This window comes from Pacificoceanicola onchidii (assembly GCF_004804335.1).
Lineage (GTDB): Bacteria > Pseudomonadota > Alphaproteobacteria > Rhodobacterales > Rhodobacteraceae > Pacificoceanicola > Pacificoceanicola onchidii.
Genome location: NZ_SRXY01000004.1, coordinates 31,253 through 52,863, shown reverse-complemented (window position 1 = coordinate 52,863; position 21,611 = coordinate 31,253). Strand labels below are relative to the sequence as shown.

Genomic DNA, 21,611 nt, shown 5'->3' with positions numbered 1-21,611 from the left:
TTCAATGGTCACGCCGCTTGGACAGGTAATCGTCAGTGGTGCGCGGCATCGGGCGTTCGCCGCCCTGGAACGGATTGTCGCTGGCGCGGAACTGCGCTGACACACGGCAATCGTCGCACATCTGGATCATGCGCAGCTTGTCCTCTCCCTGGAACATCGAGTGAGAGGCCAGTTTCTCCGTGATTCTCTCAATGGTGGATTTCACGCCGAACAAAGCGCCGCATTCGATGCAGGCAAAGGGTTCTTCCTCGTGCAGAATCTGTTGGTTCAGGGCGCTGTCCGTCAGGTTCAGCTGCGGTTCCAGCGTGATCGCGTTCTCCGGGCAGATGTTGGCGCAGAGCCCGCATTGCAGGCAGGCGTCTTCCTGGAAACGGAGCTGCGGTTGGTCCGGGTTGTCCCCGAGCGCGCCGGAGGGGCAAAGCGACACGCAGCTGAGGCAAAGCGTGCAGGCGCTGCTGTCGACAAGCACCGCGCCATAGGGCGCGCCTGCCGGAAGCGGCAGCGTCTCGACCTCTGGATGCAACGCGCGCGCGGCGGCGCGGGTGACCTGGCGGCGGCTGCCCATCGGGCGCACCGGGTTCTCCAAGCCAGGGGCGGGCAGTTCAGTCCAAAGGGCTTCTTCAAGCGCATCGGGATCGTCCGTGTCGGCAACGCGCAGGCAGGCTGGGTTCGGGGCAAGTGCGCGGGCCAGTTCAAGCTGCTGATCCAGCGCGTCGCGGTCGGTTCCGCGTCCGGGGCGGAGGATCACCTCGCCAAACCCGGCGGCCAGAGCGGCAAGGCATTCGGCATGGCCAAACGTGCCAAGCACCGGCAACTCCATCGGTATCACATCTGCGGGCAGTCCGCGCCCGTAGCGCGCGCTGGCCCGGATCAGGTCAGCACCTGAAGCGTCATGAACCAAGAGGCGGGGCGCATCTCCCCCGGCATCGAGATAAGCTTTGGCCAGTGTCTGAATGCGGCGCATGATCAGATCAACCGGTGGTGCGTCGTAGCTGATCGCCCCGGACGGGCAGACCGAGGAACAGGCCCCGCAACCGGCGCAGACCATCGGGTCAATCTCGACATGTTCTCCCTTGGGCGTGATTGCGCCGGTCGGGCAGAGATCGAGGCAGCGCGAGCATCCCGCTTGCTCGGCGCGGGAATGGGCGCAGAGCAGTGGTTCGCTGCGAATATACAGCGGCTTTTCAAACGTTCCGACCAAATGCGAGGCCGCCATGACCGCAGCAGAGACGGCTGGGGCATGGGACGGGTCGGCGCGCAGATAGCCTTCACGCTTTTCGTGGGCTGGAAAGAGCGGCGTGTCGCCCCGCAGATCGAGGATCACATCGCATTGCGATTGCCCGCCATCCCTCGGGTCCGACAGTGCGAAGCCACCGCGTCCACCGGGCTCGACTTGCTGCAGGCCATCGATCACCACATCGAACTGCCCCAGGGCGCCTGAGGCGCGGCGCAACTCACCGCAGATGACGTCGAAGGCGCGCGTGTCGGGAATGTCTGCCCCCGGCGGAAGCAGAAGCGTCACACCCAGATGCGGTGCGAGTTGCGTGGCGGCGTCGACTGACGCCTCGCCTGAGCCGAGAATGAGGCACAGGCCTTCGCTGACAACATCCACGGTTTTTTCGGGCGCGGCGGGCAACATTGCCTCTGCCACGAGGGCGGACATTTTGGGTAGTGTATCGCGGTCGTCCGAGGTCCACCCGGCACGGTCACGCAGGTCAAGCATGGGCGGAACAGGCCGGTCCATCTCCTCTGCCAGAGCCTCGAAAACCCGCGACTCCTGCGTACAGCAAAAAACTGTGTCATCCCCCTCCATCGCCTGAGCCGCGCGCTCAAGCTGGCTGGTGCACAGGGCAGAGCAGGGGGGGGCAACGACCTGACCAGTCGCTTTCGACAAACGGTCGGCATCCAACGTCAGGCTTCCTGAACAATCACATGTTATCAGTGTCTTGGACATCGATTTTGTCGCCTTCCCAACGTGATTTCGAGCCGATTTTCCGGCATTCTTGCCGTTACGCTAGCAACGATTCGCAGCGCTTCACAACCGGTTTTCCGGTGCGGTGTCCGGGCGTGACCCTCGCGAATCATCAAGGTTTTTGCCGCGTGATTCGCTCGATTTGCCGTAAGGGCAATTTCCGACTGTAACAGTCGAGATAGACAAAACGTCCCGAGCCGGAGGGGCGGCGGGGAGGGCTTGCCCAATTTGTCCGGGATTGCCGCTTGTTGTCCGGATTGGCCAAAAACATCTTTTGTCACAGACGGTCAGGGGGTCTCTTAGGGTCAGGGAGAAGAAAATCAGCGTGATCCGTCATCCGAAGAAATATGGTGCAATGCCTCTGGGCATCGTCCTGCGCAAGTCGCCGGGCGTTACACGGTGGGTGCCGTGGACATGGACTGCTGTCGCCGTTCTCCCCGGTGCTGGCCCCGCTGATTGGCGGGAGCTGCGGCGGGAAGGCGAGGTTGCGGAATTCCACGCGGCGACCGTGACGCTCGAACTTCATGGCGCAGAAACCGAAGCCTACCTGCATGGGCTCACCGCACAAAGCCCCAGCGTCTACGTCATCATGCGCGACGCATCGGGCGAGGCGCCGCTTGAGGTGGTTCTTGCCACCGTCTCTCCCTACGAGGCGCAGGATTATACCGACAGCGGCGAAGAGATCGTGGAAAAGGTGCCCATGCCGCACGGGTTGCTCGCCTGGGTGCAGGAATTTGTCGATGCGCATCACGAGGATCAGGCCTTTGTAAAGCGCAAGCGTGACAAGAAACGGATTGATCTCGTGCAGGACGGTATCGGTGATCCGCGCATTGGATCGGCAAGCGACGTCTACGCCTCTCCCAGTTTGAAAAAGCAGAGGTTGTCATGAGCCGCGGTGGGGATTTCTGGTCTCGCCGCAAGGCGGCCGTCGCAGATGAGCAGCGCGCTGATGTGCTGGCCGAAGAAGCGGTTCAGGAGGCCGCGCGCGAAGCGGCGCTGGAAGAGCAAAGCGACGAAGCGCTTCTCGCCGAACACGGCCTGCCCGAGCCGGAGCAGTTGGACAGCGCGGAGGCAGTGCGTGAGTTTCTGCAGTCGGCGCTGCCGCAGCGCCTGAAGACCCGTGCCCTGCGCCGTCTTTGGGGCCTCAACCCGGTTCTGGCCAATCTGGACGGATTGGTCGACTACGGTGAAGACTTCACCGACGCTGCCACCGTCGTCGAGAACATGCAGACCGTCTACCAGGTTGGCAAAGGCATGTTCGACAAGTTCGCCGACCTGGAAGAAGACACCGAAGAGGCTTCGGAGACCGAGGAGGGCGAAGAGACAGAAGAGCTCGATCTGCTCGTGTCCGCTGTCCGCCCGCCGGAGCCTGCCCCGATCCCCACGATTGCCCCTGCGCCGATCCCGGAATTTGCGATGGACGAGGAGCCTGATCCTCTGCCCGCGTCTTCGCGCCGGATGCAGTTTCGATTTGCGACGTAAAGGATGACCATGACCGCCCAGACCGCCGAAACCGGACAGATTGCAGAAGAGGACCGCCTGCGGGCTGATCTCTACAACTTCCTCGGGCTGATCCTCGCGGGGCCGCCGGATGAAATGCTGCTGTCGCAGACCGCCGGACTGGCAGGGGATGAGAGTGATCTCGGACAAGCGATCAACACGCTGGCAAAACTGGCACGCGTCACCGGCCCGAAGGCGGCTGAAAGCGAGTTCAACAAGCTGTTCATTGGACTGGGTCGGGGCGAGTTGCTTCCCTACGCGTCGTTCTATCTCACGGGCTTCCTGAACGAGAAACCACTGGCCACGCTGCGTCAGGACATGACGGCGCAGGGGCTGGCCCGTGCCGACAACGTGTTCGAGCCGGAAGACAACATCGCCAGCCTGATGGAGATGATGGGTGCCATGATCGTCGGGCGGTTCGGTGCGCCTGCTTCGCTTGAGGCTCAGAAAACCTTTTTCAACCGTCACCTTGCCCCTTGGGCGGGCCATTTCTTTGCGGACCTCGAAGGGGCGAAGAACTCCGTGTTCTACGCCCCCGTCGGTGCGCTGGGTGCGCGGTTTGTCGAGATTGAGACCGAGGCGTTCCGCCTCGGATCGTGATGCCCTGCGGGGGGCTGATCCCGCGATGTACCGGGCTTTGCCCGACAACCAGAGAGGAGGACTCTCATGAGCAAGGAAAAGGGCGCTTCGCGGCGTGATTTCCTGAAGATCGCCGGAACCACGGCACCGCTTGCGGCGGTTGCTGTTGCCACCGGCACGGAGGCCGAGGCCGCCGAACCTGATCTGTCGTCTGACAAGATGCAGGACACTGCGCACACCCGCGCCTACCTCGATTCCGCCCGGTTCTGAACCGGACGTGATCACCCCCGCCTTTCGGCAACTGGTTGCGTGACGCCCGACCGCCGAGAGACCCAAAAGCCATAACCAAGCAAGCGGGCCCAAGCCCCGCACGCAAGGGAGATAGAAACATGCTCAGGAAAAAGACCAACGGGGTTGCGCGACGCCCCCAGCGGACAAGTATCCTTTCCGAGGCGGCAAACGCTTCGGTGGACCGCCGCGCCTTTTTGCGCGGATCGGGTCTTGCCATTGGTGGCATGGCCGCGATCGCCGCAACCGGTGGTACCGTTCAGCAAGCCAGTGCGGCGACGGCCGCAACCGGGGCCGTTGAACTGAAGAAATCCGTCTGCACACACTGCTCCGTCGGTTGTACCGTCGTGGCCGAGGTCAGCGATGGCGTCTGGGTCGGGCAGGAGCCCGGTTGGGACAGCCCCTTCAACCTCGGTGCGCATTGCGCCAAGGGTGCCTCCGTCCGCGAACACGCGCACGGCGAGCGCCGCCTGAAGTACCCGATGAAAAAAGAGGGTGGTGAGTGGAAGCGCATCAGCTGGGAGCAGGCGATCAACGAGATCGGCGACGGCATGATGAAGATCCGCGAAGAAAGCGGACCTGACAGCGTCTACTGGCTCGGCTCGGCCAAGCACAACAACGAACAGGCCTACCTGTTCCGCAAGTTCGCCGCCTACTGGGGCACGAACAACGTGGATCACCAGGCGCGGATCTGTCACTCCACCACCGTTGCGGGCGTTGCGAACACATGGGGCTACGGCGCCATGACCAACTCCTACAATGACATTCACAACTCCCGTGCGATCTTCATCATCGGCGGCAACCCGGCCGAGGCGCACCCTGTCTCGCTGCTGCACGTTCTGCGCGCCAAGGAGATGAACAACGCGCCGCTGATCGTCTGCGATCCGCGCTTTACTCGCACCGCGGCCCATGCCGACGAATATGTTCGGTTCCGTCCGGGCACCGACGTGGCGCTGGTCTGGGGTATTCTCTGGCACATCTTCGAAAACGGCTGGGAGGACAAAGAGTTCATCCGCACCCGTGTTTGGGGCATGGACCAGATCCGCGAGGAAGTCGCAAAGTGGACCCCTGAAGAGGTTGAGCGCGTCACCGGCACGCCGGGCTCGCAGCTCAAGCGCGTTGCACGCACCATGGCGAACAACCGTCCGGGCACCGTGATTTGGTGCATGGGTGGCACGCAGCACACCAACGGCAACAACAACACGCGCGCCTACTGCGTGCTGCAGCTTGCTCTTGGCAACATGGGCACCTCCGGTGGCGGCACCAACATCTTCCGCGGCCACGACAACGTGCAGGGTGCAACCGACCTTGGCGTTCTGTCCCACACGCTGCCGGGCTACTATGGCCTGTCCAAAGGCGCATGGGGCCACTGGGGCCGTGTCTGGGGTGAGGACGATGAGTGGCTGAGCGGCCAGTTCGCCAAGACCACCAGCGCCGATGGCAAGGAAAAGAGCCTCCAGAACCTGACCGGTATTCCGGTGAGCCGCTGGATCGACGGCATCCTTGAAGACCCGGAGAACATGGACAACCCCGACAATGTTCGGGCCATGGTACTTTGGGGCCACGCGCCGAACTCTCAGACCCGTCAGGTTGAGATGAAGAAGGCAATGGAAATGCTGGACATGCTGGTCGTCGTTGACCCGTATCCCACCGTTTCTGCCGTGCTTCATGACCGAACAGATGGTGTCTATCTGCTGCCGGCCTGTACCCAGTTCGAAACCCGTGGCTCCGTCACGGCGTCGAACCGGTCCCTGCAGTGGCGCGAGAAGGTGGTTGATCCGCTGTTCGAGTCCAAGACCGATCACGAGATCATGGGCCTCTTCGCGAACAAGTTCGGCTGGGCTGATCGTTTCTTCCGCAACATCGAGATGGAAGACGAGAACACGCCGAATGTTGAGAGCATCACGCGCGAGTTCAACAGAGGTCTTTGGACCATCGGTTACACCGGTCAGAGCCCGGAGCGGATCAAGCTCCACATGGAGAACCAGCACACCTTCGATCGTACAACGCTTCAGGCGATTGGCGGTCCGGCAGATGGCGATTACTACGGTTTGCCATGGCCGTGCTGGGGAACGGCGGAAATGGGTCACCCGGGGACGCCGAACCTCTATGACATGTCCAAGCCGGTGGCCGAAGGCGGCCTGACCTTCCGCGCCCGTTTCGGTGTGGAACGCGATGGCGACAATCTGCTTGCGGATGGCGTCTATTCGGCGGGTTCGGAAATCCAGGATGGCTATCCCGAGTTCACCATGCAGATGCTGATGGACCTTGGTTGGGACGGTGATCTGACCGATGAGGAACGCGCCAGCATCGATGCGGTGGCCGGGCCCAAGACCAACTGGAAAACCGACCTTTCGGGCGGTATCCAGCGGGTTGCGATTGCCCACGGCTGTGCGCCGTTTGGCAATGCCAAGGCCCGTGCGGTTGTCTGGACCTTCCCGGATCCGGTTCCGCTGCACCGCGAACCGCTCTACACGCCGCGGCGTGATCTGGTCGCGGATTACCCAACCTACGAAGACCGCAAGTTCTATCGCTTGCCGACCATGTATGCCTCGATCCAGAAGCAGGACTTCAGCAAGGATTACCCAATCGTGCTGACCTCCGGCCGTCTGGTGGAATACGAAGGTGGCGGGGATGAAACTCGGTCCAACCCGTGGCTGGCCGAGTTGCAGCAGGACATGTTCGTGGAGATCAACCCGCGCGACGCCAACAATCTTGGTGTTCGTGATGGGGCTCAGGTCTGGGTCGAAGGTCCGGAAGGCGGCAAGGTCAAGGTCATGGCGATGGTCACCCAGCGGGTCGGCGAGGGCGTTGCCTTCATGCCGTTCCACTTCGGCGGTCATTTCCAGGGTGACGACCTTCGGGGCAAGTACCCGGATGGAGCTGACCCCTATGTGCTGGGCGAAAGCACCAACACGGCTCAGACCTATGGCTATGACTCGGTCACCCAGATGCAGGAGACGAAATGTACTCTCTGCAAGATCATGCCCGCGTAAGGAGGACACGATATGGCTAGAGCAAAGTTCCTATGTGACGCGGAGCGCTGCATTGAATGCAACGCCTGTGTCACGGCCTGTAAGAACGAACACGAGGTGCCCTGGGGGATCAACCGCCGCCGCGTCGTGACCATCCAGGATGGTCAGCCCGGTGAACGGTCGATCTCGGTCGCCTGTATGCACTGTTCGGATGCGCCCTGTATGGCGGTGTGCCCGGTCGACTGCTTCTATCAGAACGAAGAAGGCGTCGTCCTGCACTCCAAAGACCTGTGCATCGGCTGCGGCTACTGCTTCTATGCGTGCCCCTTCGGCGCGCCGCAGTACCCGCAGGCGGGCAACTTCGGGTCCCGTGGCAAGATGGACAAATGCACGTTCTGTGCCGGTGGCCCCGAGGATAACCACTCGACGGCCGAGTTCGCCAAATACGGGCGGAACCGGATCGCAGAAGGCAAACTGCCGATCTGCGCGGAAATGTGTTCGACAAAAGCCCTGCTCGCCGGTGACGGAGACGTTGTCTCCGCCATCTACCGCGAGCGCGTGGTTGCCCGTGGCTTCGGCTCCGGCGCCTGGGGCTGGGGCACGGCCTACGATCAAAAAGACGGTTAATCCCGTCTGATCCCTATTGCGGGCCGGGCATTCCTCCTGCCTCGGCCCGCATGATTTCAATTCAGGGCGACGCGCTGTCACAACCTAAGGGTTGGTGAAAGCTCTGCGCGCCCTATGCATTCGACGATCTTGGAGAAGTCCCATGCTGCGCCATGTGCTGGCCCTTGTCATTGCTTTGACAGTGGCACTTTCCTTTCCTGTTTCCGCTCAGCAGAGCGAAACCGTTTCCGCAGACCGCAGCGCCACGGGCGGCGCGCAAACGCTGGAAGACATTCTGGCCCGGCAACGCGGCGAGACAATCGACGACAGTTTCCGCTCTGACGCCATCGGCGGCGATGCACTGACCGCGCCGGGGCTGGGTCCGCTTGGCGGCGCGTCCGATCCGGAACTGTGGCGCGCGTTGCGCTACAACAAGGCCGATGTGCGCGTGTCCGACGGCACGGAAGTGGGCAAGGTTCTGGTACAGGACGGCGGCATGCGCTGGTTCGCCTTCCGAGAAGGACCGCTCAGCACCTGGGGCGGTTATCTGCTTCTGGGCACCATTGGTGCTCTGATCCTGTTCTACCTCTTGCGCGGGCGTATTGGAATCGACGAGCCGATGACAGGCCGGACCGTAACCCGGTTCAAGGCAATCGAACGCTTTGCCCATTGGCTTCTGGCCGGGTCATTTATCCTGCTGGGGATCACCGGGCTGTTTGTCCTGTTTGGACGCATGTTCATCGCGCCGATGCTTGGGAAGGAGTTCAATGCAACCCTGTTGACGGCATCGAAACTGATCCACAACAACATCGCCTGGGGTTTCATCCTGGCACTTGTCATGGTCTTCGTGTTCTGGGTTTGGCACAACATTCCAGATCGTACCGACATCAAATGGTTTGCCCAGTTTGGTGGTATCATTGGCAAGAACCACCCTCCCGCGAAGAAATTCAACGGCGGCCAGAAAATCATTTTCTGGAGCGTGATCGTGCTGGGCGGGTCCATTTCCCTGTCGGGTGTGTCCCTGCTTTTCCCGTTTGAACTGCCTCTGATGGCCAAGACATTCGGCATTTTGAACGACATCGGAGCGCCCGGTTGGGTTGGTCTGGAGCCGCTGCCGACCACGCTCGCGCCTCAGGAAGAAATGCAACTGACCCAGCTGTGGCATGCCATCGTGGCCTTTGTGCTCATGGCGATTGTGATCGCACATATCTACATCGGCTCCGTTGGCATGGAGGGCGCGTCTGACGCCATGACGACCGGTGAAGTGGATGAAGCCTGGGCGCATCAGCACCACTCGATCTGGCTCGAGGAAGAACTGGCCAAGCGCAGCGCGACTGACGCGCCCGAAGCCAAGGCCACGCCAGCCGAATGATGCGTCTCTTCGCCGTCCTGATCTGCCTTGCGCCGCCCTTGGTGGCGCAAGAGTTCACCACTTTGAAAGGGCATGGCGGCCCGATCATGGACATTGCCGTATCGGGTGACGGGCGCGTGGCGACGGCCAGTTTTGACAACACGGTCGGGCTTTGGCAGGGACGCGCGCCGGTCTGGCTCGAAGGCCATGACGCGGCTGTGACGGTTGTGGAAACCTCGCCCGGGCTGGGACTTCTGTCGGGAAGCGATGATTTCCGGGTTCTGCAATGGAAACCGGAGAGCACGGCCGCAGTCGAGATCAGCCGCCACAAAGGCAAGGTCAGTGACATTGCGATCACCGCCGATGGCAGCCAGATGGCAAGCGCCAGTTGGGACGGATCCATTCATCTTGGCCCACCCGATGGCAAGACCCCACGGCGCGTTCTGACGGGGCATGAATCCGGGGTGAACGCGGTCGGCTTCGATGCTGGCAACCGGCTCTACTCCGCATCCAGCGATGGAACGCTCAGGCTTTGGGACGAGGCTGGCCCGCGTCCATTGGTCAAACATGGGTTCGGGATCAACACGTTGATTGTTGCCGAAAAATGGCTTGCCTATGGGGCTGTGGATGGCGGCACGCGGGTGCTCTCTCACGAAGGCGAAGAGATCGCGGACTTTACGCTTGATCGCCGCCCGATACTGTCGATGGCTTACCACGCCGAAACGCGCCAGTTGGCGGTGGGCGACGGGCAAGGCTACATCATGATGATCGACACGGGCGCGTGGCGCATCACACGCGATTTCCGCGCGACGCGCAGCGGTCCTGTCTGGGCTTTGGCCTTTTCGCCGGATGGCGCAACGATCTGGGCCGGAGGGCTTGATGATCTGGCGTATGGCTGGCCCGTCGAAGCGCTCGATGCCTTCGACAACACCATGGGCCAAGAGCGCGCTTTCCTGCGCGCGCCGGAAACAATGCCGAACGGAGAGCGGCAGTTCATGCGCAAGTGCTCGATTTGCCATGCTCTGGAACCCGGTCCTTCCCGCAAGGCTGGCCCCAGTTTGCACGGCATTTTCGGACGCCGCGCCGGGACGCTGCCGGAGTACCGCTATTCCGATACCCTGAAGAACAGCCCGATCACATGGGACTCTACGACCATAGACGCGCTGTTCGATCAGGGCCCCGACCACTATATTCCAGGTTCCAAGATGCCGATGCAGATCATCTCTGCGGCGTCTGATAGAGCCGATCTTGTCAACTTCTTAAGATCCGCCACGCAGGAGTGATCCGATGAAAGCCATGTTCGCCGGTTTCGCCGCCATGATCCTGATTGCCTTTGGTGCCTATTTCGCGCTGCAGGAAATCGGGTTTTCCACGCAAGACCTCTCTTCCGGTGCGAACGTACGTCTGGAATAGTCACTGAATGAACACAGCCACTGAAATCTACGGAAGCACATTGTCCGGAGCGTCGATCCTTGTCATCGACGACGAGGTTGGTATGCGCCATTTCCTCACCAAGATCCTTGAACCCCGTTGCAAACGGGTTGCTCAGGCGGGATCGCCCGCTGAGGCGACGGTCAAACTGGACGAAGCGCATTTTGATCTCGTCATCCTCGACAATGTCATGCCGGGATGTACCGGGCTCGAGTGGGTGACGGAGCAAAGGCGCAAGGGTTTCTTTGCGGACGTTGTGATGATCACCGCCTATGCCGATCTGGAAACGGCGATTGCTGCCCTGCGGGCCGGGGTCAGTGACTTTGTTCTGAAACCGTTCCGCGCCAACCAGATATTGTCCGCTGTTGCGCGAACGCTTGATCGCAAGTATCTGCGCCGGGACAACACGCTCTTGCGGCGCGAGCTCTATGCCGAGGGCGGGCCGGGCACGTTGCTTGGCGCCTCTCGCGCGATGGAGGACCTGCGCCGGTTGCTCTGTCGCCTAGCACCATTGCCGACGCCGGTTCTCTTTACCGGGGAAAGCGGTACGGGCAAGGAACTGGCAGCACGCCATCTGCATCAGCTCTCAGGCAATGCTGAACGCCCGTTTGTTGCCGTGAACTGCGCGACCATACCCGCCGACCGCATCGCCGCAGAGCTGTTTGGCCACGTGGAAGAGGGCGGCAAGCTGAAACCGGGCCTGCTCTTCCTCGCAGATGGCGGAACGCTTTTCTTTGACGAGGTCGCCCAAATGCCCGAGCCGCTTCAGGCGGCATTGCTGAGGGTGATCGAGGACCGCAAAGTCCGCCCCTTGGGGGCCGAACGGGAAATCCCATTGAACCTACGGTTCTTGTTCGCGACCAACGCGGACCTGGAAGAGGCCGTGGCGCAGGGAAGCTTCCGGGCCGATCTTTATCACCGGATCAACGTCATGCAGGTGGCCTTGCCGCCGTTGCGGGATCGGTCCGAAGACATCGTGGAACTGGCAGCCGCCTTTACGGCGCAATTCGCCACCTCGCTCGGTATGCCGCTGTTGTCCCTGGACGAAGAGACGTTGCTGAACCTGCGACGATACAACTGGCCCGGCAACGTGCGCGAGCTGCGGAACATGGTGGAGCGCTCGGTGATTCTTGGTGCCTTCCCTGACGAATTTGCCGGCAGCGGCGCGGTTTCCGGTGCACAGGCCATCGAGAACCTTGATCTGGTGATGCAACGCCACATCTTGCACGTGCTCGATCTTTGCGATGGCAACAGGGCTGAGGCCGCACGGCGTCTCGGCGTCTCCCGTAAAACCATTGACCGCAAAATGGCGGCCTGGACCGGATAGTCTGAGGAGCGGTGGTCGCGCTAGAAAACACATGGCGACCCCGGCAGGATTCGAACCTGCAACCTGCCCCTTAGGAGGGGGCTGCTCTATCCAGTTGAGCCACGGGGCCTTGAGATTTGCTCTTACCTTGCTCCGCAATGCTTGTCATCCCGCAACGCGCTTGCGCCTGCGGCCGTTTGCGGTAACGATTGCAGAAAAGAAAAGGACTTTGCCAGTGAGCAACGACGATTCCCGCCCCCTGACCCTCCGTGATGTCTCCGAAGCCTGCGGGGTGTCTGAAATGACAGTCAGTCGTGTTCTTCGAAACCGGGGTGATGTCAGTCAAGCGACGCGGGAGAAGGTGCTCGAAGCGGCCAAGGCCCTTGGCTACGTGCCGAACAAGATCGCCGGAGCATTGGCCAGTCAGCGCGTCAATCTCGTAGCGGTGATCATTCCCTCCTTGCGCAACATGGTGTTTCCCGAAGTCATGTCTGGCATCAGTGCCGTTCTGGAACAGACGGATTTGCAGCCGGTGGTCGGCGTCACGGACTACATGCCGGAGAAAGAAGAACGCGTTCTTTACGAAATGCTGTCCTGGCGACCGTCTGGTGTGATCATTGCCGGTCTCGAACACTCGGAAGCCTCGACCGCCATGCTCAAGGCCAGTGGTATTCCGGTTGTGGAGATCATGGATACGGACGGCAAGCCGATCGACAGCGCCGTGGGTATCAGCCACCGCCGCGCCGGACGTGAAATGGCGCGCGCCATCCTGAAGCAAGGCTATCAGCGCATTGGCTTCATGGGCACGAAAATGCCGCTCGATCACCGGGCGCGGAAGCGGTTTGAAGGCTTTACCGAGGCGCTCGCCAAGGAGGGTATCGAAATTGCCGATCAGGAATTCTATTCCGGCGGATCGGCTTTGGCCAAGGGGCGGGAGTTGACCCGCGCCATGCTGGAGCGGGATCCGGAGCTGGATTTCCTCTACTATTCCAATGATATGATCGCCGCCGGCGGTCTCATGGAACTGATGGCACAAGGGATTGATATCCCCGGGCAGATTGGCCTTGCCGGGTTCAACGGCGTCGAACTGCTGCAGGGTTTGCCGCGCCAACTGGCGACCATGGATGCCTGCCGCACGGAGATCGGCACCAAAGCCGCGCAGATCATCGCATCGCGTGTTGCGGGCGAAGAGGAACCGGAGAAAAAGGTGATTGATCTCACGCCCACGCTGTCCTTTGGCGATACGCTGAAACGGCGTTGAGGTGCGGCTCGAAAACCGCCTCGCCCGACGTCTGTTCTTGCACAAACACGGGCTGGCGGCGGCCCCCTCCGGGCCGGGCAAAGGCGCTGACCTTCAAGCCTTGATCGAACAGCTTGGGTTTGTGCAGGTCGACAGCGTGCGCACGGTCGAACGCGCGCATGACATGATCCTTTTTGCCCGCAGGCCCGCATACAGACCCTCCCATTTGCCGCCACTTCTGGAGAAACACCGGGGCTTGTTCGAGCATTGGACACACGATGCCTCTGTGATCCCCTGCAAGTTTTTTCCCTATTGGCGGATGCGGTTCCGGCGCGATGAGGAACGTCTCAAGACGCGGTGGTCAGAGGGGCAACGGCGCGCATTTTCTCACAAGATTGACGACATTCTGGAACGCATTCAGGCGCATGGGCCCTGCGGTTCGGCGGACGTGGGCGAAGGTGAGGCGCGGTCAAAGGGCGGCTGGTGGGACTGGCACCCGTCCAAGACTGCGCTTGAGTACTTGTGGCGCAGCGGGGTTCTGTCGGTCACGCGCCGAGAGAGCTTTCGCAAAGTCTATGATCTGACGGAACATGTAATCCCTGATCCCTACCGCTCAATCGATGTGTCGGATCCCGAGACCGTAGATTGGCTTTGCCGGAATGCGCTGGAACGGTTGGGGTTCGCGACGGCGGGCGAGCTGGCTGCGTTTTGGGATACGCTACGCCCGCACGAGGCGAAGTCCTGGATGGATGACGCGCTGAAAAGCGGCCTTGTTCGTCCGGTCGATGTGCAATCCACCGATGGCAGTTGGCGCAAAAGCGTCGCTTTCGCAAATGCGCATGAAGAAGCGCAAGACGCGCCGGAGCCGACAAAGCGGTTGCGCGTGCTGTCGCCCTTCGACCCGGCATTGCGGGATCGGCAACGGGCGGAGCGCTTGTTCGGGTTCAACTACAGGATCGAGATTTTTGTCCCAGCAGCGAAGCGCAAGTACGGCTATTACGTCTTTCCGCTTCTCGAAGGAGACAGGCTGGTCGGCCGTATCGACATGGCCGCGAACCGGGCGGACGGATCGCTGGACGTCACAGCCCTTTGGCCAGAGCGCGGTGTACGCTGGGGCGATGGCAGGCAGGCGCGGCTGGAAGCGGAACTGACGCGCGTAGCTCGGTTCACAGGTGTTGATGAGGTGACGTGGAAGTCCGGCTGGCTACGGAACTCTTTCGAGTAATCCGGTCGGGTTCGGGCCGTTGGCACGAGAGCCAAAAGACTCCATCGCTTGCTCAGACCTCGATGTACTGCTCTTGCTGCTTCTCTTCTGCGAAAATATCCAAAACACAAACGGCGCCGCTTGCGCGGCACCGCCTGGAGGAGTGCAACGGTCCGTAGGGCGGGGCTTTGCCCCGCCGCCTTGCTCAATAGATCACAACCGAACGAATACTCTCGCCCTTGTGCATCAGATCAAACGCGGTGTTGATCTCTTCCAAAGGCATGGTGTGGGTGATCATCGGATCAATCTCCACTTTGCCGTCCATGTACCAGTCCACGATCTTCGGCACATCGGTCCGGCCTTTGGCGCCGCCGAACGCCGTGCCTTTCCAGACCCGCCCGGTCACCAGTTGGAACGGCCGGGTGCTGATCTCGGCTCCGGCCGGGGCCACGCCGATAACCACGGACACGCCCCAGCCACGGTGCGAGCATTCCAGTGCATCGCGCATGACTTGCACGTTGCCTGTGGCGTCAAAGGAGTAATCAACACCGCCGATGTGGTCATGGCCGCGCTGGGTCAGCTTGGTGATCTCGGCAACCGTGTTTTCAACCTTCGACGGGTTGATGAAATGCGTCATGCCGAACTTCTTCGCCATTTCGGCTTTGTCGTCGTTCAGGTCGATCCCGATGATCATGTCCGCACCGGCCATTCGCAGGCCCTGAATCACGTTGAGGCCAATCCCGCCAAGGCCAAAAACCGCTGCGGTGGAGCCGATCTCGACCCCTGCGGTGTTGATTACCGCGCCGATGCCGGTGGTGACGCCGCAACCGATGTAGCAAATCTTGTCAAATGGCGCGTCATCGCGAACCTTGGCCAAAGCGATCTCCGGCATCACCGTGTGGTTGGCGAAGGTGGAGCAACCCATGTAGTGGTAGATTGGCGTGCCATCGAGCATGTGAAAGCGGGTCGTGCCATCGGGCATCAGGCCCTGGCCCTGGGTGTTGCGGATGGCGGTGCAGAGATTGGTTTTGCCTGACAGGCAGGAATAGCACTCGCGGCATTCCGGGGTATAAAGCGGGATCACGTGATCGCCGGGTTTGAGCGTGGTGACGCCTTCCCCAACTTCGACGACCACACCGGCCCCTTCGTGGCCGAGGATTGACGGAAAGAGTCCTTCCGGGTCTGCCCCGGACAGGGTGAACTCATCCGTGTGGCAAATCCCGGTCGCCTTGATCTCGATGAGAACCTCGCCCGCCTTGGGGGCATCGAGTTCGACTTCCATGATTTCCAGAGGCTTGCCTGCCTCCAATGCAACAGCTGCCTTTGTGCGCATGTCTGTTCCTCCCTGTTCAATTGGCGTTTTCTCCAGCTTTGAACATTGAACGACACCCTGCAAGCGCGGAAACGGCAAATTTCGTCGGTGGCGCGGCAATTTGCAAAATTCCGGGCAGGGTTGAGAGAATCTTCGGGATTTTGCCTCAGTGTGCGCATCGGAGTGAAAAGAGAAGGTCAGACGGCATGTCGCTATACACCCCCTTGAAATCCGGTCCCGCCCTTGCCCCGGAGGTGCAATCAGAGGCCGACGGCACGGACAGCGCGGCTTTGCTTGCGCAGATCCGTCGCAACGAAGCGGCCTTGAGCGCGCTTCGCGCGATCAAACATGGGCCGCATCCGGACGAAAGGATCATTCAAGCCAATATTGCCCGCTTGCGGCAGGATCTAATGCATCCCAAGGCGCGGTGATAACGGGGAAGTAGGATTGACCTTTTTTCGGCTTGGGTCCACGGTAGGCCCATTCCGGAGGTTCCATGTCCCCCCTGCACGGTATCGCGCTGAAGCTCGGCGCGGTCTTGATCTTCACTGTTATGGCTTCGCTTATCAAAGCCAGTTCTGAGAGCGTTCCGCCGGGAGAGGCTGTCTTCTTCCGGTCGTTCTTTGCTTTGCCGGTGATTATCGGATGGCTGGCTTGGCGTGGCGACTTGAAGGTCGGGCTGAAGGTCAAAAGGCCCATGGGCCACGTCTGGCGCGGCCTGATCGGGGTGGCGGCCATGGGGACCGGGTTCACGGCTCTGGGCCTGTTGCCATTGCCCGAAGTTACGGCGCTGGGCTATGCGGCACCGCTGCTGACCGTACTCTTTGCAGCCCTATTGCTGGGTGAGCGCATCCGGCTTTTCCGTATGAGCGCGGTGGCCCTGGGTCTGGTCGGTGTCGTGGTGGTGCTGTGGCCGCGCTTGTCGTTGGATGCTTTGGATCAGGCGGCTGCTTTGGGCGTGGCGTGTATTCTGATTTCCGCCGTGCTTCGGGCTCTGGCGCAAATCCACATCCGGCGGATGGTGGCAACCGAAGAGACGGCAGCTATCGTGTTCTGGTTCTCCATGACCGCGACGCTTTTTTCACTGCTCACCGCACCTTTCGGCTGGGTTTGGCCCGAGCCTGTTGTGTTCGCCCAACTCGTGCTGGCGGGATTGGTGGGCGGGGTCGCGCAGATTCTTTTGACGTCCTCTTACCGCCATGCGGAGGCGGCTTTGCTTGCACCGTTCGACTATGCCTCGATCCTCTTCGCCATTCTGTTTGGCTATGTCTTCTTTGACGAAGTGCCAACAGTGATGGTCCTGATCGGCTCTGCGATTGTGATGGCTGCCGGTGTCCTGATCATCTGGCGTGAACGGCAGCTTGGGTTGAAGCGGGGGAAGGCGCGCCCCGTGGCCGCCAAGTGGTAGGGCGCGTTCTATAAATCCAGAAGGTCCGCAGCGAGATAGGCGGGCCGCAGCAAGTGACGCCGATGCATCCCGAACGGAAACCGGCCGGGTGGTGTCCGCAGGAACATGGGCGCGGGCGTCTTCGGATCCTTATCCATCAATTGGTGGGCGATGAGCCGTCCTGCGAAGCTGCCGAAGGCAACACCGTTTCCATGGTATCCAAGCGCCGCGAAGAGCCCGCTTTGCTCGGGCACTGGCCCGATAAAGGGCACCAATGAAGCCATCAGGCACACCAAGCCGCTCCATTCGTATTCGATCTCGATGTCGCGCCAGGCTGGGAAGAGGGCGCGAAAATCCTTGCGGATCTTTCGCGAAATTGCCCGTTGCGCGCGCGGTGTCGCCCGGAGCCCACCCCGCATCCCAAACAGAAAACGTCCGTTTGGCATCAGGCGGAAATAGTGCAGCAGAGCGCGGCTGTCATAAGCCATCATGTCCGAGGTCCAACCCGCAGCGTCCTGCTCTTCAGCCTTGATGGGACGCGTGACAATCACGCTGGACTGAACGGGCATAGTGCGGCTGCGCAGCCATGATGGGATATCTTCGGAGGAGTATCCATTTGTCGCCAGAATGACCTTGTCTGCGGTGATGGTGCCGTGCGGCGTCTGTAATCGCCACTTGCCGCCGGATTGGCTCAGAGCCGTCACTGGGGATCGGGCAAACAGTTTCGCGCCGGCACCAAAAGCCGCACGCGCAAGGCCGTCGTGGTATTTCTGTGGATTGAGGGCAAAGCCCTTGGGCGTGCGTGAGCCGCCCAGCCAAGGGCCGCCGAGCCCTTGCTCCTTCAACGCTACGGGGGGAATAAATCCGGGCTTTTTTGCCATCCGGCGCGCGGCGGATTTCGAGTGTGCCAGGCAGATTTCGCCGTTCGAATGGGTGTCCGCGTTTATGCCATGCGTTTCGAGAAGGCCTGCCACATGGTCTATGGCAGCGTTTTCGGCCTGCGCCCACAGGTCGGCTTCTTCCGCCCCGAAGCGCTTGCGCAGCGCCTCGCTTTCCAGAAGCGCACCGCCCTGACAGCAAAATCCGCCGTTGCGCCCGGAGGCTCCGAACCCCGGTGTTTCGGCTTCCAGCACGGTTGCTGCGACGCCATGTTCTGCGAGGGCGAGCGCAGCATTCAACCCGGTGAAACCGCCGCCGATGATGGCGACCTCTGTTTGACCGTCGTTTTCCAACGTGGGCCAGTCAGACTTGGGGCGCGTCGTGGCCCAGTAGTTGCCGGGTTGGGGTTTGTAGGCGTCTGCCTCGAAGAGCCGCCTCATTCGGCGCGCTCTGCCGCCCGTTCATCCCGCGCTTGCTGGACCGCGGCCCGTTTTGAAACCAGCGATGCGGTGATGACGCCAACTGTGACAATGGCGATCATCAAGGTGCTGAGCGCGTTGATTTCAGGGCTGACGCCGAGGCGCACGGCGGAGAAAACCTTGATCGGCAGGGTTGTTGCGCCCGGCCCGGTGGTGAAACTGGCGATCACCAGATCGTCGAGCGAGAGGGTGAAGGCCAGCAGCCAGCCAGAGATTACGGCGGGCGCGATGATCGGCAAGGTCACAAGTCGGAACGCTTCAAAAGGCGAGCACCCCAAATCGAGCGCGGCTTCCTCCAGCGATCGGTCGAACGAGACCAATCGGGAGGATACCACCACGGACACGTAACACATGGCGAAGGTGGTATGGGCAAGGACAACGGTCAGGATGCCCCGGTCGAGGCCGATGCCGATAAAGAGCAGCAGGAGGGACAGGCCCGTGATCACTTCCGGCATGACAAGCGGCGCGTAAATCATGCCGGAAAACAACGTGCGCCCTTTGAAACGTCCTGCGCGGACTATGACGTAAGCGGCCATGGTGCCGAGAACGGTAGCAAGGCATGAAGAGAAAAACGCGACCTTGGCCGTGACCCAGGCCGCCCCCAGAAACTCTTCGTTCTGGATCAGCTCACCATACCATTTCGTTGAAAACCCGGCCCAAACGGTCACAAGACGGCTTTCGTTGAAGCTGTAGATCACGAGGATGATCATCGGCAGGTAAAGGAAGGCAAAGCCCAGCGTCAGGGAGGTGGCGTTGAACCATGAAAACCGTCTCATGTGTCCGCCTCCCGTGCCAGTTGCTGATTGCGTTGAAACAGGATGATCGGGATCACGAGGATCAACAGCAGGATCACCGCCACCGCAGAGGCCACCGGCCAATCGCGGTTGGAGAAGAACTCTTCCCAAAGCACTTTGCCGATCATCAGCGTGTCCGACCCGCCGAGCAGCGAGGGGATGACGAACTCACCCAAAGCCGGAATGAAAACGAGGAAACACCCGGCGACGATGCCGCCAGTCGAGAGCGGGATCGTGACCAGCCAGAAGGCAGAAAGCCGCGAGCAACCAAGGTCTTCGGCAGCTTCGAGTAGGCTGTCGTCCAGCTTCTCCAAGGCCGAATAGATCGGCAGGATCATGAAGGGCAGGTAGGTGTAGACGATGCCGATGTAGACGGCGGTGTTGGTATTCATGATCTGCAAAGGTTCGGAAATCACGCCAATCCCAAGCAGGAACTGGTTGAGAACGCCTTCTGTCGAAAGAATGCCCATCCACGAATAAACGCGGATCAGGAAGGAGGTCCAGAACGGCAGGATCACCAGCATCAGCAGCGTCGGGCGCCATTCGGGCGCGGCGCGCGCCATGCCGTAGGCGATGGGATAGCCGACAAGCAGGGTCAGGAAGGTCGAGACGAGCGCGATCTTGAGGGATGACAGATAGGCCTTCCAATAAAGATCGTCGGTGGCCAGGAAGGTGAAGTTCTCGAAATCCAGCGCGGCAAAGAAGCTTTTGATCCCGTCCCATCCAGCGGCCAAATCAAGCTGGGGCGTGTAGGGCGGACGGGCGAGGGCGATGTCCGAGAGTGAGATCTTCAAAACGATCAGGAACGGCACGAGGAACAGCGCCACGAGCCAGACATAGGGGATGGCAATGAGGACAGCTCTACGCATGGCGGCGGTCCTGTCTTATCCGTTTGCGAAGGCTCATTCGGGCAACACCACGCCAGCAGTGGCTGTAAAGCTCAGCCAGACCGTATCTTCCCAGGTGATGTCGCGCCGCGCAATGCGGCGGGTGTTGGTGACCTGGCTCTTGACCATCAGCCCGCCGGGCAATTCGACGTGGTAGGTCGAGATGTTCCCCAGATAGCCAATATCTATCACCTTGCCTTTCACGGCATTGGCGACACCGGTTGGCTTCGTTTTGGAAATGCTGAATTTTTCCGGTCTCAAGGCAAGCGTCACTTCCTTGCCGTCCAACGCCGGATCTCCGTTGACTGCGATCAGGTCGGGTTCACCGTCCGCCCATTTGAGGGACAGCCCGCCTTCGGGAATGTCCGGCGCTTCGGCGGCTTTGGCGGTCGCGGTTTCCTCCGGGGTTGGCGCGGGGAGCTGTTTTGGCTTCGGGGCTTCGACGCGCTTGCCCAAGATCGGGGACAGCAAGGTGTCGTGCAGCCACTCACCGTAGGAATTTGGTCTTGGCGTGCGTTCTTGTTGTGCGGCGCTTGGTGTGTTTTCGGCGGGTTGAGTGGGCGCTTCCGGCTCTTCAACCGTCGCAGTGGTTCGGGCAGAGGCGGTTCCCTTGATCAGGTTTACGTCGCCAATGAAGCCGGCGACATAGACCGAATTGGGCGCTTCATAGATCACATCCGGGGTGGAAACCTGCACGAGCCTGCCTTCGTCCATCACGGCCACACGGGAGGCGACGGTCATCGCCTCTTCCTGATCGTGTGTGACGATGACAAAGGTCGTGCCGGTCTTCTCCTGAATGTCCATCAGCTCAAACTGCGTTTCTTCGCGCAGTTTTTTGTCAAGCGCACCGAGAGGTTCATCCAGCAAAAGCAGCTTGGGCGCCTTCGCCAGAGACCGGGCCAGAGCGACGCGCTGGCGCTGGCCGCCGGAGATTTGGTGCGGTTTACGCAGGGCAAATTTGGTAAGGCGGGTGAGGCGGAGCATCTCTTCGACGCGGGCCTCTATGCTGGCCTTGTCCCTGGATTCGCGTTTGAGTCCAAACGCGATGTTGTCCCAGATCGACAGGTGCGGAAAGAGCGCATAGCTTTGGAACATCATGTTCACCGCGCGCTTGTTGGGCGGCACATCGTCGATCACCTGGCCGCCGAGAAGGATATTGCCCTGTGTCGGCGTCTCGAATCCCGCGAGCATCCGCATCATGGTTGTCTTGCCGCAGCCCGAAGGGCCAAGAAGCGCAAAGAATTCCCGTTCGTATATCTTCAAGGACAGGTCATTGATCGCTGTGAAGTCGCCGAACCGCTTGGTTACATTGCGAAATTCGATGAGCGGTTTCTGGTCCGGATCGGTCCAGGGGGCGAAAACGGATGCGGCCATGGGGGCTCCCGGTCGTTAAGTGCCCGCGCGGAAACGACGGCCCGCGC

At 61.0% G+C, this 21,611-nt stretch carries 20 protein-coding genes and 1 tRNA gene; 14 read left to right on the top strand and 7 right to left on the bottom strand.

All coding sequences use genetic code 11. The features are described 5' to 3' along the window. Window position 1 precedes the first annotated feature (1 nt). Complete coding sequence (locus E4662_RS11595) at window positions 2-1,954, bottom strand: 4Fe-4S binding protein (protein WP_136441729.1); 1,953 nt, start codon at window positions 1,952-1,954, stop codon at window positions 2-4. Window positions 1,955-2,327: 373 nt separating this feature from the next. Between E4662_RS11595 and E4662_RS11590 the strand changes: the two genes are divergently transcribed. From E4662_RS11590 to E4662_RS11550, 10 genes are all read left to right on the top strand, one after another. Then, on the top strand, window positions 2,328-2,861 hold the full coding sequence (locus tag E4662_RS11590) for a DUF3305 domain-containing protein (protein WP_136442103.1): 534 nt from the start codon (window positions 2,328-2,330) through the stop codon (window positions 2,859-2,861). Continuing rightward, a complete protein-coding gene (locus E4662_RS11585; protein WP_136441728.1) occupies window positions 2,858-3,454 on the top strand; it encodes a DUF3306 domain-containing protein in 597 nt (198 codons plus the stop codon). Before E4662_RS11590 ends, E4662_RS11585 begins: the two co-directional genes overlap by 4 nt. Window positions 3,455-3,463: 9 nt before the next feature. Continuing rightward, on the top strand, window positions 3,464-4,072 hold the full coding sequence (locus E4662_RS11580) for a TorD/DmsD family molecular chaperone (RefSeq protein WP_136442102.1): 609 nt from the start codon (window positions 3,464-3,466) through the stop codon (window positions 4,070-4,072). A 66-nt stretch (window positions 4,073-4,138) separates the two neighbouring features. Further along, window positions 4,139-4,321: a twin-arginine translocation pathway signal protein gene (locus E4662_RS11575; protein WP_136441727.1), complete on the top strand. Its 183-nt coding sequence runs from the start codon at window positions 4,139-4,141 to the stop codon at window positions 4,319-4,321. 119 nt (window positions 4,322-4,440) lie between these two features. Continuing rightward, window positions 4,441-7,335 carry a formate dehydrogenase subunit alpha gene (locus tag E4662_RS11570; protein ID WP_136441726.1) on the top strand — a complete coding sequence of 965 codons (2,895 nt, stop codon included), beginning with the start codon at window positions 4,441-4,443 and terminating at the stop codon, window positions 7,333-7,335. 12 nt (window positions 7,336-7,347) lie between these two features. Beyond that, window positions 7,348-7,941: a formate dehydrogenase FDH3 subunit beta gene (gene fdh3B, locus E4662_RS11565; RefSeq protein WP_136441725.1), complete on the top strand. Its 594-nt coding sequence runs from the start codon at window positions 7,348-7,350 to the stop codon at window positions 7,939-7,941. Between the two features lie 142 nt (window positions 7,942-8,083). Next, entirely contained in the window at window positions 8,084-9,292 is a 1,209-nt protein-coding gene (locus E4662_RS11560) for a formate dehydrogenase subunit gamma (RefSeq protein ID WP_136441724.1), read from the top strand. Beyond that, window positions 9,289-10,554 carry a c-type cytochrome gene (locus tag E4662_RS11555; protein WP_136441723.1) on the top strand — a complete coding sequence of 422 codons (1,266 nt, stop codon included), beginning with the start codon at window positions 9,289-9,291 and terminating at the stop codon, window positions 10,552-10,554. The genes E4662_RS11560 and E4662_RS11555 overlap by 4 nt, the downstream gene beginning before the upstream one ends. A gap of 4 nt (window positions 10,555-10,558) precedes the next feature. Continuing rightward, on the top strand, window positions 10,559-10,684 hold the full coding sequence (locus E4662_RS24425) for a hypothetical protein (RefSeq protein ID WP_276606308.1): 126 nt from the start codon (window positions 10,559-10,561) through the stop codon (window positions 10,682-10,684). 7 nt (window positions 10,685-10,691) lie between these two features. Continuing rightward, a complete protein-coding gene (locus E4662_RS11550; protein WP_136441722.1) occupies window positions 10,692-12,029 on the top strand; it encodes a sigma-54-dependent transcriptional regulator in 1,338 nt (445 codons plus the stop codon). A gap of 32 nt (window positions 12,030-12,061) precedes the next feature. On the opposite strand, the gene E4662_RS11545 is transcribed toward E4662_RS11550, so the two are convergent. Continuing rightward, window positions 12,062-12,138: transfer RNA gene (locus E4662_RS11545), tRNA-Arg, on the bottom strand. Window positions 12,139-12,243: 105 nt separating this feature from the next. Here E4662_RS11545 and E4662_RS11540 point away from each other — a divergent pair. Continuing rightward, window positions 12,244-13,269 (top strand): LacI family DNA-binding transcriptional regulator, encoded by a 1,026-nt coding sequence (locus E4662_RS11540; RefSeq protein WP_136441721.1) that lies wholly within the window; start codon window positions 12,244-12,246, stop codon window positions 13,267-13,269. A 1-nt stretch (window position 13,270) separates the two neighbouring features. Next, window positions 13,271-14,473 carry a winged helix-turn-helix domain-containing protein gene (locus E4662_RS11535; RefSeq protein ID WP_136441720.1) on the top strand — a complete coding sequence of 401 codons (1,203 nt, stop codon included), beginning with the start codon at window positions 13,271-13,273 and terminating at the stop codon, window positions 14,471-14,473. A gap of 184 nt (window positions 14,474-14,657) precedes the next feature. On the opposite strand, the gene E4662_RS11530 is transcribed toward E4662_RS11535, so the two are convergent. Then, entirely contained in the window at window positions 14,658-15,785 is a 1,128-nt protein-coding gene (locus tag E4662_RS11530) for an S-(hydroxymethyl)glutathione dehydrogenase/class III alcohol dehydrogenase (protein ID WP_136441719.1), read from the bottom strand. A 185-nt stretch (window positions 15,786-15,970) separates the two neighbouring features. On the opposite strand from E4662_RS11530, the gene E4662_RS24080 reads away from it, so the two are divergent. Continuing rightward, a complete protein-coding gene (locus E4662_RS24080; protein ID WP_168797960.1) occupies window positions 15,971-16,195 on the top strand; it encodes a hypothetical protein in 225 nt (74 codons plus the stop codon). 65 nt (window positions 16,196-16,260) lie between these two features. Continuing rightward, window positions 16,261-17,172 (top strand): DMT family transporter, encoded by a 912-nt coding sequence (locus tag E4662_RS11520; protein WP_136441717.1) that lies wholly within the window; start codon window positions 16,261-16,263, stop codon window positions 17,170-17,172. An 8-nt stretch (window positions 17,173-17,180) separates the two neighbouring features. Here the strand turns inward: E4662_RS11520 and E4662_RS11515 are convergent, their stop codons facing one another. The 4 genes from E4662_RS11515 to E4662_RS11500 are packed head-to-tail and all read right to left on the bottom strand — an operon-like array spanning window position 17,181 to window position 21,564. Next, a complete protein-coding gene (locus E4662_RS11515; protein WP_136441716.1) occupies window positions 17,181-18,470 on the bottom strand; it encodes an NAD(P)/FAD-dependent oxidoreductase in 1,290 nt (429 codons plus the stop codon). Then, window positions 18,467-19,285: an ABC transporter permease gene (locus E4662_RS11510; protein WP_136441715.1), complete on the bottom strand. Its 819-nt coding sequence runs from the start codon at window positions 19,283-19,285 to the stop codon at window positions 18,467-18,469. The genes E4662_RS11515 and E4662_RS11510 overlap by 4 nt, the downstream gene beginning before the upstream one ends. Further along, window positions 19,282-20,172, bottom strand: coding sequence for an ABC transporter permease subunit (locus tag E4662_RS11505; RefSeq protein ID WP_136441714.1), 891 nt, complete (start codon window positions 20,170-20,172; stop codon window positions 19,282-19,284). The genes E4662_RS11510 and E4662_RS11505 overlap by 4 nt, the downstream gene beginning before the upstream one ends. Before the next feature lie 33 nt (window positions 20,173-20,205). Then, the gene (locus E4662_RS11500) at window positions 20,206-21,564 is read right to left on the bottom strand and encodes an ABC transporter ATP-binding protein (RefSeq protein WP_136441713.1); all 1,359 of its coding nucleotides are present in this window, start codon (window positions 21,562-21,564) and stop codon (window positions 20,206-20,208) included. Window positions 21,565-21,611 lie beyond the last annotated feature (47 nt).